Origin of the sequence: Brevundimonas nasdae, assembly GCF_016654005.1 — a bacterium.
Taxonomy (GTDB): Bacteria; Pseudomonadota; Alphaproteobacteria; order Caulobacterales; family Caulobacteraceae; genus Brevundimonas; species Brevundimonas nasdae.
In genome coordinates, this window is record NZ_JAEPWN010000004.1 from 76568 (window position 1) to 93714 (window position 17147).

The window sequence follows — 17147 nt, forward strand, 5'->3', positions numbered from 1 at the left end:
GTAGCGATCCGTCCGTCCGCCGCCCAGGCTGGCGGCGGACGGTGTTTCACCGCCTCATTGCGCGTAGGGCGGCACGCGCAGGTTCAGACTGATGTCGGCGTTGCGTTCGGCGTACAGGGCGGCCTTCGCCGCATAGGACGGATCGTCCCACGCCCAGGCGGCGCGTTGCAGCACTTCATACATGCCGTCAGTTTCGGCCTTGTTCAGCTCGGGCCAGAGCCACTCCTGTTCGCGACCGGCGTAAGCCGCGACAAAGTCGGCGGCGCCGTGCAGCGACCGCCCGTCCTCGGAGCGATAGTTCCACAGGTCCACGCCGACGCAGCGGGCCTCGTCCGCCAGATCGAAGGCGGCCGTCAGGGTCCAGGTCGTATAGTGAAGCGACCGGGTCCGGGTCAGTTCCTTGGGCAGGCTGCCGTCCGGGTCGATCTGGGCCGCCAGACGCCGGGTCTTGGCGCGTTCGGCCACGGCCTGGGCCGCATCATCCATGCCCGCGAACAGGGCGAAGTGGGTGATCAGGGTGTCGTAGTAGAGGCCGTGGTTGTTCTCTGCGGCCCGCTCCTGACGGCCGATGGTGCTGGTCGCCATCCACTGCACCAGTTCGCCGAACCAGTCCTGAAGCGCCTCGTTCTCTTCCCGCGTCAGGGCGTCGGTGGGCAGCAAAAGGCCCGCCGCCTCGACCACGCGGACCAGGCGGTGGGCGTCGATGACGCCCTCGGCGCGGCCAGACACGCGGCCCGGCACGGCCTGGCCGTGGTTGAAGTTGGGGTTCATCTTGGTGGCGGGATCAAGGAACCACACGCGGATCATCTCGCCCGCCTTGGCGGCGTAGCGGGGATCGCCGGTGAAATAGTGGGCCAGGGCCAGGGCTTGAACATCCTGGCTCATGCCCTCCAGGCTGGAGACGTCGAAGGCCTTGGTGTCCTTCTCGGGGTTGAACTGGCCGTCGCGGCGCACATAGGGCAGGCCGTGCGGCTTGGAGCGATCTGGCCACCAGTAGGGGCCCATGCTCATATAGTCGTGCTTGTCGCCGCTGGCGGGCGTCATGGTCTTGGTGACGACCGTATAGGGTTCGCGCGTCAGGGCAGCGTCGGCGCGGGCCTTCAATGCTGTCCACGCGGGCTGAAGCGAGGCGTCGTCGGAAAGGCGCGACTTGATGGTGGTCAGCCAGTCCGGACGCCACAGAAAGGTGCGGCGGCCGTCGAACGCGGCCGAATATCCGGCCGATCCGTCGCAGACGGGCGCAACAGGGCTCTGGGCGACGGCGGGCAGGGCGGTGCAGGCGACGCCGATGGCCGCAAGCGAGGAGATCAGACGGTTCATGCTGGCAATCCTGGCCGGCCGTCGCGCTGACTGCACGACGGCCGGGCGTTAGGGTCAGTAACGGAAGCGTACGCCGAAGTAATACTGGGTGTTGCCCTCGCTCACCTCGGTGACGGCGTCGTAGCCGGGCTTGTACATGATGTCGCGGGCGTTGGTGACGTTCAGCGCCTGCAGCTTCAGCTGCACATTGCGGTTGATGTTGTAGTTGGCCGACAGGTTCAGGATGCCGGAGCCGCGAACGCTGCGGTTGGTGTTGCTGTTCGGCTTGGAATACTCCGACCGATAGCGGTAGGCGGCGCGCAGTTGCAGGCCCGCGCCTTCCCAGAACACTGAGGCGTTGGCGTTGTGACGTGACAGGCCGCGCAGACCGGCTGTATCCACATAGGGGCCGACGGTGGACGGGTCTGGGAACTCGAAGTCGGCGTCGGCATAGTTGTAGCCGCCGCTGACGCCCAGGCCTGACCACAGACCGGGCAGCTGGCTGAAGACGGTGCTGCCGGTGATCTCGAACCCGGTCAGCTGGCGCTGCGTCGGATCGTTGGCGGGGGCGACGGCGTTGAAGGTCGTCTCCACGCCATTGGCGATGATCGAGGTGGTGAAGGGCTGGACCGCGTCGAACGAGGCGTTCTTGATCCACTTGTGATAGACCGCGAACGAGAAGGCCGTGTCGCGGTTCAGATAGTATTCCAGCGACGCATCCAGGTTCCAGCTGTCCAGCGGCTTCAGATTGGGGTTGCCGGTCTGGGAGTTGGCCAGAACGCCCTGCACCGTGGTCGCGGTCGTGTCCGGCTGCGGGTTGATGCCGACATTGAAGTCTTCGATGCCTGCGCGGGCGATGGAGCGCGATGCGCCGAACCGCAGCCGGGTCCTGTCGTTGAGGTCGAAGTTCACGTTGGCGCTGGGCAGCCAGTAGTCATAGTCGCCCGTGCCGCGGATTTCGCTCAGCGTGCCCGGAACGGTGACGATGGTCGCCGCAGAGCCGCCGACGGACGGGGTGACCAGAACCTCGGAACGGTAACCGCGCGAGTCCACTTCGGTCTTCACATAGCGGACGCCGAAGTTGCCGGTGAAGGGCGTGTTGCGCAGCTCGCCGCCGAAGGTGGTCATCAGATAGACGGCGCTGATCGTCTCCTTGACGTTGATGTCCTCAGGACCGCGCGAGTCCTCCATCAGCGGGTTGGTGTCGCGCCCCGTATAGGCGCGGAACAGGCAGTCGTTATCGAACGTCGCCCATTTGCGGATGTTCGTCGAGGACTGGGTCATGAACTCCGAAGCCGGGAAGGCCAGGCGGCAGTTCTGGTTGGCCTGGGCCACGATCTGGGCGGCGGTCATGCCGTCACGGGCGATCGGGATGTTGACGTCGCCGTTGTTGGCCAGGTCGGTCTTGCGGGTGTGTTCCGAATAACGGACGCCCGCGTTCAGGCTGCGGAAGAAGCCGGTCTGCGACAGGTCATAGACGCCGTCGAAACGGACCGCCGCCAACTCGTCCTTGCGGTCGGTCGCGCGGCGGTAACGGGCGTAGTTGGTGTTGGCTGCTACAGTCGTCGTCAGGAAGGACGACGGATCGGTGATGTCGAAGTTGCCGAAATCAAAGGTCGGGACCACGTCGTCAGACGCGTCCAGCGTATAGACCACACGCGTCGGCGACCGCATGTTGGTCGACTTCTGCGTCTCGACACGGTGCGATTCCGAATAGGAGACATCGCCCGACAGGCGCAGCCGGTCACCGTTCCAGCGGGCCGAAAGACCCGCCGCCTTGTACTCTTCGTCGCGCAGGCGGTCCTCGTTCTGGACCTCCACGTTTGAGTTGCCGCGATACGAAATCAGGGCGCCTTCGCTGTATCGACCGCCGTCGCCGATGATGATCGGATCAATGCCGCGCGCCGCTTCGGTGATGGCCAGCTGGTTGCGGTTTTCGAGGCTGGAGCGCTTGGAGTATTGACTGTCGAACAGGAAGTCGAGGCGCTCGGACGGACGCCATTGCAGCGAACCCATGAAGCCGTCGCGCGTCTCCTTGGTCGCGATCTGGCGGAAGGTGCGCGAGGTGGTGGCGAAATACAGCGGCGATTCCGTCGTGCCCGCACGTTGGGCCGCCGTCAGTTTGTCGCGCAGGCCGCAGTTGAAGCTGGTCCCAGCCGCGGTCTGGACAGCCGAGGTGCCGGTGATCACCGTCGGGTTCACCGCATCCGTGTTGCACGGGATGAAGGCCGAGTTTGTGGTGTAGTAGTCTTCCGGCGACGCCTGGTCCTGGTGCTGATAGCCGACGCTCAGGCCGAAGTCGCCCGCGCGGGTGTTCAGCCAGCGGTTGGTCCAGGACAGGTTGGCGCGGTAGCCCATGCCGTCGCGGCCGTGGATGGCGTCATCCTTTTCCTGATAAACGCCGCGATATTCGAACTGCAGGCGGGGTTTGGCTTCCAGCGGGCGGATGGAGCGCAGCTCGATCACGCCGGCGATGCCGCCGTCGACGAAGTCGGCCTGCTGGGTCTTGTACACCAGCACGCCGTTGACCAGTTCGGACGGGAACTGCTGGAACGCCACCGAACGGTCGGGACCAGCGGTGGAGACCTCACGCCCGTTGAAGGTGGAGAAGCTGAGGGTCGGGCCAAGGCCGCGCACAGACAGTTCGTTGGCGTTGCCCTTGAAACGGTCGGCGGTGACCCCTGTCACGCGCTCAAGCGTGTCGCCGACCGAGTTGTCGGGCAGGGAGCCGATCTCGTCATTGATGATGGCGTCGACGATGACCGCCGAGCTGCGTTTGAACTCGATAGAGCTGCGTTGCGTGGCGCGCAGGCCGGTGACGACGACGTCCCCAACATCGGTCTGATCCTCCTGCGGCGCGGGTTGAGCGGTGGCTGCGGCTTCCTGCGCCAGTGCAGGCGCTGCGACGACCGCGAGCGCCGCGGAGGCCAGCAACACAGTGCGCAGGCGTCTCGTGTGGTTGAACATGGGATCCCCAATCTTGAGCGTTTCCGGTCCGCGCTCGTGGATCGAGCGTCGTATCGTCGCGTAGGCTAGACCGGAAATGACACCGGTGGCAAGATTGGTCGAGCCAGAATCTTTCAGGGCTTTCGGTGCGACAAAAAAGTGAGGCGAAACGAGTGGTTAGGAGAATTATTCAGTGTCCGCCACGATCAGCTGCGGCGTCGCCAAGCATCTTGGGAGGTGAGGCATTCGGGCCTGCGTGGTCGAGTGTGAACGCTATCAGATGGGCGTCGGGCAATACGATTCAGACCTTCGAACACCGCTTTTCTCTTTCGAGTTTCTTCACGTCGCGTCGCAGTCCTTTCGCATCCCCCGCCACCGGCCTGAACGCTCAGATCCGTCGCTCCGCTGCTTTCAACCGATCAGTCTCTTTTCCTCTGTTCCAAGGACTTCCTATGTCTCGTTCGCCATTGATGGGTTGCGTGTTCGGTCTGGCGATGGGGGCTGTTCTCGCGGGGGCCGCCAGCGCCCAGGTCGAGCGCGGCGTCCTGTATCAGACCGCTCCGGCCATGAACGCCACCATCGTCAACCGCGTCTCGCCGCAGATGGACGCCCTGCTGGATCAACTGATGACCGAGGGCCGCAGCATGACGCTGGACGGGGTTCGGGTGTTTGAGGCGAACGACAAGTTCCTGCCGGGCAAGATCGCCATCGGTCTGGCCCATGCGGTGATCGAGGCGCCGGAAGGCGACCCGCGCCGCGCCCGCTTTCTGGACGGATTCCGACGCCTGTCGGAACTGACGCTGGAGGATGCGAACGACAGCTGGGGCATCTATTACTACATGTCCGCCCTGCATCAGCTGAACGAAGCCGGGCTGCTGGGTCAGGCCGTGTCGCCCCAGACGCTGGCGCAATTGCGTCAGAACTTGGATTGGCGGCGGTTCGTGCGTCAGGACGATCTGACCCTGATCAACCTGCCCAACAACTATTACGGCGTAGCCTACAGCATCGCGCGCCTGCGCTATCTGATGGGTTGGGAGGACACGTCCGCCAGCGAAGCCCTGCTGGCCAAGACGCTGGAGCATTTCCGTCAGTACTCTGGTGAGTTCGGCTTCGCCGACGAAACCACGGGAGAGGGGCGTTTCGACCGCTACAGCGTGCTTCTGATCGGAGAAATCGCCCAGCGTTTCATCGAAACCGGTGTCGCCCCGCCGCAGGAGGTCAAGGATTGGCTGCGGCGTTCGGTCGACCTGCTGCTGCCCCGCTTCAACCTGCGTGGCGAGGGATTTGAATATGGCCGCAGCATCGGCGCCTATGGCGAGACTGCCTTCCTTGAGGTGCTGACCGCCGCCGCCTCACTGGACCTGCTGACCGACGAAGAAGAGCGGATGGCCTATGCCTTCTCGTCTCGCATCGCCGCCCGCTATGTCGATTTCTGGCAGGACAGCGGAACGGGCTCAGTGAACCTGTGGGATCACGGGCGGAAGACTGACGACTATCGCGGCAAGCACCGGATTCTGGGTGAGAACATCAGCCTGTCGCACCAGTTGTTTTACACCAACACCCTGTGGAACCAGCGTGGCTATCGCGACCGGGCGCCGGATGCGGGCTATGCGGACTGGCTGAAAACCCTGCCGCGTTCGACGACGACATGGTTCTCCAAGGGGGCTGAGGACCGGCTGCTGATCACCTATCGCGATGGCGACCGGGTGATCGGCCTGCCGTTGATCAACGGCGGCCCCGGTCAGCATATGAACAATCCGTACTTCCCCGTTCCCTATTCGCCGGGCGTTCTGGCCGGGGCGGCGGACGAGACCTATCCGCAGCTTCTGCCGCGCGTGACCCTGTCGGACGGAAGCGTGCTTCAGCCCCTGTCGTGGTTCACGAATGTGAAGGTCGAGGTCGCCGGCCAGACCACACGCCTGACCTACAGCCTGCCGGCCATGGACAGGATGGGGCAGGCGGCGCCGGTCCGCGACGACCGGGTCAGCGCCAGAACCGTCTATGAGTTGTCGCCCGGCCGGATCACACGCCGCGACGAGATCACGGCGCGTCGGGGCGTGGCGATACAAAAGGTCGATCTGGAGCTGGGGACCTTCTCGTCCGGCGCCCAGTCGGCGGATCAGGGCGTCGTTTTTGCGCTGGGGGATGTCGCCGCGTTCCAGGGGCAGGGGTTGAGCTGTGAGCCCGCTGCGGTGAACGGCGGCGTCTATCGCACGCCGGTCGGGCCGTTGCGGACAGTCGTGCGGTGTCAGGCGGACAATCCGGGCCGCAGCTGGACTGGCGGCTGGAGCGTTCAATTTCGCGATAGATGAGGCGGCGGGCAGGGCGGCCTTCTCAGCAGGGAAGGTCGCCCAAGCCTTGGATTCATCATGCCTTTCATAACCGCCATATGGATTGAACATTTGCCGCCCGCGCCAAGGCGTCGCTTTGACCTGATGGACATGAGACCGTAAGTCTGGGTGAGTCGGACGTGCGGCTTCGCCCGCGTTCGCCGTTCCCATGTTTCCTTTTCGGAGAAGACGACCCGCCACATGTCCGTCAGTCTTCTGCTGTTTGTCATCCTCGCCCTGCCGTTCATCGGCGCCCTGATCGCGTCCGGTCTGCCCCGACATGCGCGGACATCTGCGGCGATCCTGTCGTGGGTCATCGCCCTGGTCAGCCTGGTCTGTCTGGCGGCGCTGTGGCCCCGCTTCCAGGACGGAGAGACGCTGCGGCATGAGATCGAATGGCTGCCGTCGCTGGGCATCAATCTGGTGGTGCGGCTGGACGGGCTGTCGTGGCTGTTCAGCTGTCTGATCCTGGGGATCGGGGCGCTGGTGGTGCTTTATGCGCGCTATTACATGTCGCCGAAGGATCCGGTGCCGCGCTTCTTCTCCTTCCTGCTGGCCTTCATGGGCGCGATGCAGGGGGTCGTGCTGGCGGGCAACATCATCCAGCTGGTGGTGTTCTGGGAGCTGACCAGCCTCTTCTCCTTCCTGCTGATCGGATATTGGCACCAGAACCCGTCGGCGCGCGAAGGTTCGCGCATGGCTCTGACGGTGACGGCGACGGGCGGTCTGGCCCTGCTGGTGTCGATGATCCTGATCGGAAACATCGTCGGCAGCTATGATCTGGACGTGGTTCTGGCCTCACGCGACCTGATCCAGACCAGCCCCATGTACACGCCCGCCCTGCTGCTGTTGCTGCTGGGGGCCTTCACCAAGAGCGCGCAGTTCCCGTTCCACTTCTGGCTGCCGCGCGCCATGGCCGCGCCCACGCCGGTCAGCGCCTATCTGCACTCGGCGACGATGGTGAAGGCGGGCGTCTTCCTGTTGATCCGCTTCTGGCCGGTCTTTGCGGGAACGGACATCTGGTATCTGCTGGTCGGGGGCGCCGGTCTGGCGACCCTGCTGATCGGGGCCTGGTGCGCCATCTTCCAGCATGATCTGAAGGGCCTGCTGGCCTATTCGACCATCAGCCATCTGGGTCTGATCGTGCTGCTGGTCGGGTTCGGCACGCCGCTGGCCCTGATCGCGGCCATCTTCCACACGGTCAACCACGCCACCTTCAAGGCGTCGCTGTTCATGGCGGCCGGCATCATCGACCATGAAGCCGGGACGCGCGACATGCGCAAACTCAGCGGCCTGTTCAAATTCATGCCCTTCACCGCGACCTTGGCCATGGTGGCGGCGGCGGCGATGGCGGGGGTGCCGCTGCTGAACGGCTTCCTGTCCAAGGAGATGTTCCTGGCCGAGGCCGTGGCCAACTCGAACGCCAACGCCCTGAGCACGGCCTTGCCCTTCCTGGCGACCCTGGCCAGCGCCTTCAGCGTTCTTTATTCGCTGCGCTTCATTCACAACACCTTCTTCGGTCCGCCGCCGACCGAGCTGGACCGCGTCCCGCATGAGCCGCCCGCATGGATGCGGCGCCCGGTCGAGATTCTGGTCGGCCTGTGTCTGCTGGTCGGGGTTCTGCCCGCCATCACCGTCGGCCCTTTCCTGAGAAGCGCCGCCGTGTCGGTGTTGGGCTTCGAGCTGCCCTATTACAGCCTGGCCCTGTGGCACGGCTTCAACCTGCCGCTGTTTCTCAGCTTGACGGCGCTGGCGGGCGGGGTGCTGCTGTATGTGATCTTCGGCAAGCGCATCAACAACAACCCCCGCGGTGCGCCGTGGGGCTGGCAGAAGCTGAACGGCGGCTGGATGTTCGAGCGCGCCATGACGGGCCTGGCCAAGGGCGCGGCCATGCTGGTGCGGGTGTTCGGCACCGAGCGTCTGCAGCCGCAGTTGCGCGGCATCGTCCTGGTCGCCCTGCTTGCGGGCGCGGTCGCGGGCGTCAGCGCGGGGATCGGCGTCCTGCCGATGGTCGCCGCGCCTGATCTGGCCGATCTGGCCTTTGCAGGCATCTGGCTGGTAGGCGCGGGCTGCGCCGTCGCTGCGGCCTGGCAGGCCAAATATCACCGGCTGGCGGCGGTGGTCCTGATGGGCGGTGCGGGTCTGGCCAGTTGCATCTCGTTCGTCTGGCTTTCGGCGCCCGATCTGGCCCTGACCCAGTTGCTGGTCGAGGTGGTGACGACGGTTCTGCTGTTGCTGGGTCTGCGCTGGCTGCCCAAGCGTCTGGAGACGATCCCGGTGCCTGCCGGTCTGGAGCGCCGGTCGCGCCTGCGCCGTCGTGTCGACCTGATCATCGCCGGCGCAGTCGGTCTGTCGCTGGCGGTCGTCGCCTATGCGATCATGACCCGCCCGGCGGTCGAGGGGATTTCGCGCTTCTTTGTCGAGCACGCCTACAAGGATGCGGGCGGACGCAACATCGTCAATGTGATCCTGGTCGACTTCCGCGCCTTCGACACCTTCGGCGAGATCACGGTGCTGGGCATTGTGGGCCTGACCATCTTCGCCCTGCTGCGCCGGTTCCGTCCGGCCAGCGACAGCCTGCCCGAACCCAGCCAGAAGCGGGTGCAGAACAAGTCGGATCGCGACCGCGACAATCGCACCGAGGGCGACACCCTGAAGGAGACCATGCTGATCCCGCGCGTGGTCATGCGCTGGATGTTCCCCTTCATCCTGCTGCTGGCGGCGCATCTGTTCCTGCGCGGGCATGACCTGCCGGGCGGCGGGTTCGCGGCGGGGATCGCCGTCGCCATCGCCTTCGTGCTGCAATACATGGCCTCCGGCGCCCGCTGGGTTGAAGAGCGGCTGACCATCCGGCCCATCGTCTGGATCGGTCTGGGCTTGTTGATCTCGGTGGCCAGCGGCGTGGGCGCCTGGGTGTTCGGCCAGCCGTTCCTGACCACATGGTTCGAGTACGCCGACCTGCCGATCCTGGGCCGGGTGCCTCTGGCCAGCGCGGTGGTGTTCGATCTGGGCGTGGTTGTCCTGGTCGTGGGCGCGACGGTGCTGATGCTGGTCGCCCTGGCGCACCAGTCGCTGCGCAAATCACGACCGCAGGATGAGGAGGGCGCACAATGATGGAGCTTGTGCTCGCGCTGGCGATTGGCGTGCTGGCGGCGTCCGGCGTGTGGCTGCTGCTGCGCCCGCGCACCTTCCAGGTCATCATGGGGCTGGCGCTGCTGTCCTATGCCGTCAACCTGTTCATCGTGGCGATGGGACGGCTGCGCACGGGCGCGCCGCCGGTGCTCAAGGGCGATAATATCGACCCAAGCCACTATACCGACCCGACGCCGCAGGCCCTGGTCCTGACCGCCATCGTCATCGGGTTCGCCCTGACGGCCCTGTTCCTGGTGGTGATCCTGGCGGCGCGCGGCATCACCGGCAGCGACCATGTCGACGGCAAGGAGCCTGAGGCATGAGCATCTGGCAGACCCATCTGATCGTCGGCCCCATCGTCCTGCCCATGGCGGTGGCGGCGGCCATGCTGCTGTTTGACGAGCGCCGCCGCGTGCTCAAGGGCGCGCTCAGCCTGGGGGCCATGGCCGCCATTCTGGTGATGGCGCTGGTGTTGCTGCAGGAAAGCGCGACGGGCGCCACGGGCGGCGGGGACACCGCGCGCGTCTATCGTCTGGCCGACTGGATGGCGCCCTTCGGCATTGTGCTGGTCGCGGACCGGCTGTCGACGCTGATGGTGGCCCTGACCAGCGTGCTGGGCGCCTGTTCGCTGATCTTCGCCCTGGCGCGCTGGGACCGGGCGGGGCCGCGTTTCCACGCCCTGTTCCTGCTGCTGATCATGGGGGTGAACGGCGCCTTCCTGACCGGCGACCTGTTCAACCTGTTCGTCTTCTTCGAGATCATGCTGGCGGCCTCCTACGGCCTGGTGCTGCATGGATCGGGCGAGCGGCGCATCCGGGCGGGGCTGACCTATATCGCCGTCAACATCACCGCATCCTCTCTGTTCCTGATCGGGGTCAGCCTGATCTATGGGGTGACCGGCACGCTGAACATGGCCGATCTGGCTGTGCGCATCCCGCAGATCGCCGCCGACAGCCGGGGCTTGTTCCACATCGGCGCGGCGGTGCTGGGCGTCGCCTTCCTGATCAAGTGCGCCATGTGGCCGTTGGGCTTCTGGCTGACGCCCGCCTATTCGGCGGCCAGCGCGCCCACGGCCGCCGTCTTCGCCATCCTGTCCAAGGTCGGGGTCTATGTGATCATCCGCCTCAGCCTGCTGCTGTTCGGCGAGGGGGCGGGCCTGTCGCACGGCTTCGGCCAGACCTGGATCATGGTCGGGGGACTGGCCACGGTCGCCTTCGGCACGGCGGGTCTGATCGGCTCGCACGACCTGTCAAAGGGCGCGGGCTTCGGCGTCATGGTGTCGTCCGGCACGGTTCTGACCATCGTGGGCCTGGGCGGGACCGAGGCGCTGGGCGGGGCCATCTTCTATCTGGTCGGCTCGACCCTGGCCTGCGGGGCGCTGTTCCTGCTCGGCGAGGTGCTGCAGCGGGGCAGGGAGGAGGATGGCCTGCAACTGCGGGCGGTGTTCGATGACGAATACCGCGACCCCTTCCATGACGAGGAGCGCAACGAGCCCGGTCTGGTCATCCCCGGCGCCGTGGCGGCGCTGGGCGGTCTGTTCCTGATCTGCACCCTGATGGTGGCGGGCCTGCCGCCTCTGGCCGGCTTCATTGGCAAGCTGGCCATGATCGACGCCCTGATCGGGGCGGGCGGGACCGCCTCGTGGGTGGTGATCGCCTTCCTGTCCCTGTCCAGCCTGGGCGCAATGATTGGTCTGACGCGGCTTGGCGTGGGCGCCATCTGGGTGCGTGAAGAAGATGCGCCGCCGCCGGTCGTGGGCGCGGCCGAGTTCACCGCCATCACCGGGCTTCTGGGCGCCTGCGTCCTGCTGGCCGTGTTCGGTGGTTCGGGCCTGCTCTACACCCAGCATACGGCGGAATGGCTGGCCCAGCCGCAGGCCTATGTGCAGGCCGTGTTGGGAGACGGACAATGAGGGCCGTGTTCCCCCATCCCATCCTGTCGCTGGGTCTGTTTGCGGCCTCGCTGTTGATGAGCGCTTCGGTGGCGCCGCCATCCCTGGCCCTGGCCGCCCTGGCGGCGGTCCTGGCCCCGCAGGTGATGCGGGTGCTGAGCGTGGACCGGGTGCGGATCCGCTCGCCCAAGGCTGTCCTGCAGCTTGCCGCAGTGGTGGCCGTCGATGTTATCCGCTCGAACTGGGAGGTGGCGTGGGTGATCCTGGGCCGTCGCCGCCATGAGCGTAAGGCGGGCTTCATCCATATTCCGCTGCAGATGCGCGACCGGCATGGTCTGGCGGTCCTGGCCATCATCATCACCAGCACGCCCGGCACCCTGTGGGTCGAATATGAGGCGGCGACCGGCCAACTGCTGCTGCATGTGCTTGATCTGGTTGACGAAGATGAATGGATCGAACTGATCAAGACCCGGTACGAGCGCCGCCTGATGGAGATTTTCGAATGAGCGCGCTGGTGCTCGCCTGGGGTCTGGGGCTGGCCCAGTTGATGCTGGTCGCGGCCATGGGACTGACGGCGTGGCGGATCGCGCGCGGGCCACGCGCGCAGGACCGCATCCTGGGCATGGACGCGCTTTATCTGAACGCCATGCTGCTGATCGTCGTGTTCGGCATCCGCACCGGCAGCCCGCTCTATTTCGAGGCGGCCCTGATCATCGGCATGCTGGGTTTTGCGGCGACCGTGGCCCTGGCGAAGTTCCTGATGCGCGGCGAGGTGATCGAATGACGGGCGCAGACCTGCCGCTGTGGGCGGCCATTCTGATCGTGACGCTGGCGATCCTGGGGGCGGGGCTGTCGCTGCTGGGCGCTGTGGGCCTGACGACCTTCAGGACCTTTTATGAGCGGGTGCACGCCCCGACGCTGGGCGCGACCCTGGGCATGGTTCTGGTGCTGATCGCCTCGACCGTCTTCTTCACGATCATCGACGGGCGCTTCATGCCGCGCGAGATCCTGATCGGGCTGTTCCTGACCGTGACGACGCCGGTGACCCTGACCCTTCTGGCCCGCGCCGCCATCTTCCGCGACCGCACCGAGGGCAAGAAGAAGGTTCCGGCGACCAAGGAGAAGTCGGCGCAATCCTGAAAGCGTTGCGATGAAAGATGATCGACAGCCGCCGTCGGTCAGCCTAGGTCGGAAACGACCTCTTTTTCATCAGGACGCCCTATGCCCTCCGGATTGATCGCCTTGCTCGATGACGTGGCGGGCATCGCCAAACTGGCGGCGGCGTCGATCGACGATGTCGGGGCGGCGGCCGGCAAGGCCTCGACCAAGGCGGCGGGCGTGGTGGTCGATGATGCGGCGGTGACGCCCCGCTATGTCACCGGTCTGGCGCCCAGCCGGGAACTGCCGATCATCGCCAAGATCGCGATGGGGTCGTTCCGCAACAAGCTGATCATCATCCTGCCGATCGCCCTGCTGCTGACGGCGTTCGCGCCCTGGGCCATCACGCCGATCCTGATGTGCGGCGGGACCTATCTGTGTTTCGAAGGTGCGGAGAAACTGCTGGAGGCGTTCGGCCATGGCGGCCATGCCGAGGCGGCGGTGGTCCAGGGCGACGCCGCCCTGATCGAAAAGACGACCGTGGCGGGGGCGGTGCGGACCGACCTGATCCTGTCCGCCGAGATCATGGCCATTTCCCTGGCCGATGTGGCGCACCAGCCGATCCTGACCCAGGCGGCGGTGCTGGTGGTTGTCGGGGTGCTGATGACCGTCGCCGTCTATGGCGTGGTCGGCCTGATCGTGAAGATGGACGATATCGGCCTGCACCTGGCCAAGCGTGCAGGCGGCGGCGGAATGCGGGCGTTCGGACGCGGGCTGGTCAAGGGCATGCCCGTGGTGTTGGACGCCCTGTCCGGCATCGGCACGGCGGCCATGCTGTGGGTCGGCGGCGGCATTCTGGTGCACGGCACGCATACGCTGGGTCTGCACTGGCCGGCAGAGCCGCTGGAACACATCGCACATGTCGTCGGCCAGGTATTCGGGCCCCTGCATGGCGTCGTCAGCTGGCTGGTGACCGCCCTGGGTTCGGCGATCATCGGCCTGATCGTGGGCGGGGTCATCGTGCTTCTTGTCCGTCAGCTTGGGCGTTTGCGCCCCAAGGAATCGCACTAGGACGGATCGTCACGGGGGAGGGGGCTGTCACGCGACTGCAATCCCGACCCGCTAAAGCCCGCTGGTCCTTGTCGGAGTTGCTGATGTCCTTGCCGCGTATCGCCGCCCTTGCGGTTCTGGCCGCTGTAGCCTTCGGGGGCGCGGCCAATGCCCAGACAGCGCCCGCGCCGCAGGCAGCGCCCCAGGTTTCGGCGGCGGCTCTTGCCCCGCCCAAGCTGATCGTGACCATCGTCGTCGATCAGTTCAGCGCCAATCTGTTCAACCAGTACCGCAGCCAATACACGGGCGGCCTGCGCCGCATGGCCGATCAGGGGCTGGTGTCCACCAACGGCTATCAGACCCACGGCCTGACCGAGACCTGCCCGGGCCACTCCACCGTCCTGACGGGCATGCATCCGACCGAAACGGGCATTCCGGCCAACGACTGGATCGACACCAGGACGGGCAAGGAGATCTACTGTCTGGCCGCGCCGCAGAACCATCTGGCGCATGGTCGTGACGATACCGACAACGGCCCCGTCGGCCCGGACCAACTGCGCGCCACCACTGTCGGCGACTGGCTGAAGGCCATCAGCCCCAACAGCAAGGTCATGGCCGTGTCAGGCAAGGATCGCGGCGCGATCAATCTGGCCGGTCATCAGGGGCAGGCCTTCTGGTTCACCGACGGCTTCGGACTGACCACCTTTGTCGAGCCGGGCCAGACGGCGCAGGCCAAACTGGCGCCCGTCGCCGCCTTCAACACCGGCTTCAAGGCCTGGATGGAAGCAAACCCGGTGACCTGGGACTATCAGCGCGATGAGTGCCGCGCTCGGTCCGGCGACTGGACCATTCGCGGCCAGACCTTCCATTCGGTGCTGCCGCCCGCGGGTCTGAAGTTCGACACCTCGCCGCTGCTGGACGAACAGACGCTGAAGGCCGCCGAATACCTGCTGGAGACCCAGCGACTGGGCCAAGGCGCGACTACCGACATGCTGGGGGTCAGCCTGTCCGGCACCGACCGCATCGGCCATATGTACGGCACCCAGGGGCCGGAGATGTGCGAGCAGATGTATCGTCTGGACACCGCTCTGGGCGCTTTCCTGGACAAGCTGTCTCAGGTTCCGGGCGGGGCTCTGGTGGTGCTGACGGCGGACCATGGCGGTTCGGACTTTGTCGAGCGTCTGCACCAGAACGGCTATCCCGAGGCGCACCGCGTCGACCTGGCGCCGATCGCCGCGATCAACGCCACCCTGCGCCAACGCTTCAATCTGGACGCCAATCCCCTGCAGATGGGCGGCAGCGGCCTGATGGTGGCGGACAAGGAGCGCCGCTCTCTGGCCGATCCGCTGCGCACTCAGGTGGCCGAGGCCGCCGTGGAGCTGCTGCGGGCCGTGCCGGACGTGGCCTTTGTTGAAACACGCGACCGCCTGTTGACCGACCCGCTGCCCGACAGCCGCCAGCCCGAGATGATGACGGTGCGCGAACGGATGCGCCTGTCGACCCTGCCGGAGCGTTCGCCTGACATCCTGATCGCCTTCGCCCAGGCCGCCAATTTGGGGGGACGGGTCGGCGGCACCCTGGCCGGTCACGGCACCCCGTGGGAGTACGACCGCCGCGTGCCGATCATCTTCTGGTGGCCCGGCGCGCACGGCGAGGAGCGGTTCCTGCCGATCCGCACCATCGACATCGCCCCGACCCTGGCCCATGTCATGGGCGTGCCCGCGCCCAAGGTCGAAGGCCGCTGCATGGACCTGAACGGCTTCGCCGTTTCGGACTGTCCAGCGACGGAATTGACGCCCGCCAGATAAACTCCTGTTTCGGGGTCATAAACTCGTGTTTCCCGGCGGGGTGGCGGCCTTACGCTAAGGAAGTTTCAAAGGCACAAGGGGGCAAATCGCCCATGTCGTCCGCAAGGGTGACACTTGAGAGCTGACAGGAAACGTCCATGAACAGAGCCCGCCGCGCCCGCATCGTCGCGACACTGGGGCCCGCAAGCCGTGCGCCCGGCACCGTCAAAGCCCTGGCCCAGGCCGGGGTGGACGTGTTTCGCCTGAACTTCAGCCACGGCTCGCACGAAGACCACGCCGCCGCCTTCAAGGCGGTGCGCGGCGCCGAAATGGCGTTGCAGCGTCCGCTGGGCATCCTGGCTGACCTGCAGGGGCCGAAACTGCGCCTGGGCCGGTTCAAGGACGTCGAGATCTCGGTCAAGCCGGGCCATCAGATGCGGTTCGACCTGAACCCCGAGCCGGGCGACGAGACGCGGGTGCAGATGCCGCACCCCGAAATCTTCAAGGCCCTGCGCAAGGGCATGCTGCTGCTGCTGGACGACGGCCGCGTGCGTCTGCGCGTCGGCGAACGCACCGACGAATGGGCCGATGTGACGGTCGAAAGCGGCTCCAAACTGTCAGACCGCAAGGGCGTGGCCGTGCCGGAAGCCGTCATTCCGGTGTCGGCCCTGACCCCCAAGGACCGCGAAGACCTGGCCTTTGCATTGCGCCTCGGCGTCGACTGGGTGGCCCTCAGCTTCGTGCAAAAGCCCGAGGACATGGCCGAACTGAAGCGGATCGTGAACGGTCAGGCCGCCTGCCTGGCCAAGATCGAGAAGCCGGCGGCCCTGGCGGATCTGGAGGCCATCCTCGACTACTGCGACGGCGTCATGGTCGCGCGCGGCGATCTGGGCGTCGAACTGGACCCCGAGGACGTGCCGGTAGCGCAGAAACAGATCGTTCGCGCCGCCCGCAATCGCGGCGTCCCGGTGATCGTGGCCACTCAGATGCTGGAATCCATGACCAGCGCCCCGGCCCCGACCCGCGCCGAAGCCACCGACGTAGCCAACGCCGTGTACGAGGGCGCGGACGCCCTGATGCTGTCGGCGGAAACCGCGTCCGGCGACTATCCGCTGGAATCCGTCGGGATCATGAGCCGCATCATCGAGCGGGTCGAGCGCGACCCGAACTGGCCCAGCCTGATGGGCGCCGAACACGCCGGCATGGATGAGCAGGACGTGGACGCCCTGGTCGGGGCGGCCGCCATGGCCGCCAGCGCCCCGTCGACCGGATGTCTGGTGGTGTTCACCACCCTGGGCGGCACGGCGCGACGCATGGCGCGCGAACGTCCGCTGAAGCCGATTCTGGTGCTGACGCCTAATGCGAACACGGCGCGCCGTCTGGCCCTGGTCTGGGGTCTGGAGACGCGGCTGGGCGACCAGCCGGACTCGCTGGAGAACGTCACCGACGATGCGGTCAACAGCGCCATCAAATACGGCCTGGCCGAGCCGGGCCAACGCATTCTGATCCTGGCCGGGACGCCGTTCGGCGCGCCGGGCGCGGCCAACCTGCTGCGTCTGGCCCATGCCCCGGCCGCCAAGTCGGGCGCCCGCAAGAAGTAAACCGTCACGCCGC

12 protein-coding genes are annotated in these 17147 nt (G+C 66.2%); 10 read left to right on the forward strand and 2 right to left on the reverse strand.

The window, feature by feature from the left end; genetic code table 11:
- Positions 1-54: 54 nt before the first annotated feature.
- Both JKF87_RS07595 and JKF87_RS07600 read right to left on the reverse strand, forming a co-directional pair.
- Positions 55-1320 carry an alginate lyase family protein gene (locus JKF87_RS07595; RefSeq protein WP_201099039.1) on the reverse strand — a complete coding sequence of 422 codons (1266 nt, stop codon included), beginning with the start codon at positions 1318-1320 and terminating at the stop codon, positions 55-57.
- A 54-nt stretch (positions 1321-1374) separates the two neighbouring features.
- Positions 1375-4266, reverse strand: coding sequence for a TonB-dependent receptor (locus tag JKF87_RS07600; protein ID WP_201099041.1), 2892 nt, complete (start codon positions 4264-4266; stop codon positions 1375-1377).
- A gap of 431 nt (positions 4267-4697) precedes the next feature.
- Between JKF87_RS07600 and JKF87_RS07605 the strand changes: the two genes are divergently transcribed.
- From JKF87_RS07605 to pyk, 10 genes are all read left to right on the forward strand, one after another.
- Positions 4698-6557 (forward strand): hypothetical protein, encoded by a 1860-nt coding sequence (locus tag JKF87_RS07605; RefSeq protein ID WP_201099043.1) that lies wholly within the window; start codon positions 4698-4700, stop codon positions 6555-6557.
- A 219-nt stretch (positions 6558-6776) separates the two neighbouring features.
- Entirely contained in the window at positions 6777-9689 is a 2913-nt protein-coding gene (locus JKF87_RS07610) for a monovalent cation/H+ antiporter subunit A (protein ID WP_201099045.1), read from the forward strand.
- The gene (locus tag JKF87_RS07615) at positions 9686-10030 is read left to right on the forward strand and encodes a Na+/H+ antiporter subunit C (RefSeq protein ID WP_219353469.1); all 345 of its coding nucleotides are present in this window, start codon (positions 9686-9688) and stop codon (positions 10028-10030) included. Before JKF87_RS07610 ends, JKF87_RS07615 begins: the two co-directional genes overlap by 4 nt.
- Complete coding sequence (locus JKF87_RS07620) at positions 10027-11619, forward strand: monovalent cation/H+ antiporter subunit D (RefSeq protein WP_201099047.1); 1593 nt, start codon at positions 10027-10029, stop codon at positions 11617-11619. Before JKF87_RS07615 ends, JKF87_RS07620 begins: the two co-directional genes overlap by 4 nt.
- The gene (locus JKF87_RS07625) at positions 11616-12104 is read left to right on the forward strand and encodes a Na+/H+ antiporter subunit E (protein ID WP_201099049.1); all 489 of its coding nucleotides are present in this window, start codon (positions 11616-11618) and stop codon (positions 12102-12104) included. Before JKF87_RS07620 ends, JKF87_RS07625 begins: the two co-directional genes overlap by 4 nt.
- Complete coding sequence (locus JKF87_RS07630; RefSeq protein WP_201099051.1) at positions 12101-12382, forward strand: K+/H+ antiporter subunit F; 282 nt, start codon at positions 12101-12103, stop codon at positions 12380-12382. The genes JKF87_RS07625 and JKF87_RS07630 overlap by 4 nt, the downstream gene beginning before the upstream one ends.
- The gene (mnhG, locus tag JKF87_RS07635; protein WP_201099053.1) at positions 12379-12738 is read left to right on the forward strand and encodes a monovalent cation/H(+) antiporter subunit G; all 360 of its coding nucleotides are present in this window, start codon (positions 12379-12381) and stop codon (positions 12736-12738) included. The genes JKF87_RS07630 and mnhG overlap by 4 nt, the downstream gene beginning before the upstream one ends.
- 81 nt (positions 12739-12819) lie before the next feature.
- Positions 12820-13767: a DUF808 domain-containing protein gene (locus JKF87_RS07640; RefSeq protein ID WP_201099055.1), complete on the forward strand. Its 948-nt coding sequence runs from the start codon at positions 12820-12822 to the stop codon at positions 13765-13767.
- 83 nt (positions 13768-13850) lie between these two features.
- Entirely contained in the window at positions 13851-15554 is a 1704-nt protein-coding gene (locus JKF87_RS07645; protein WP_201099057.1) for an alkaline phosphatase family protein, read from the forward strand.
- A gap of 137 nt (positions 15555-15691) precedes the next feature.
- A complete protein-coding gene (pyk, locus tag JKF87_RS07650; RefSeq protein ID WP_201099059.1) occupies positions 15692-17134 on the forward strand; it encodes a pyruvate kinase in 1443 nt (480 codons plus the stop codon).
- Positions 17135-17147 lie beyond the last annotated feature (13 nt).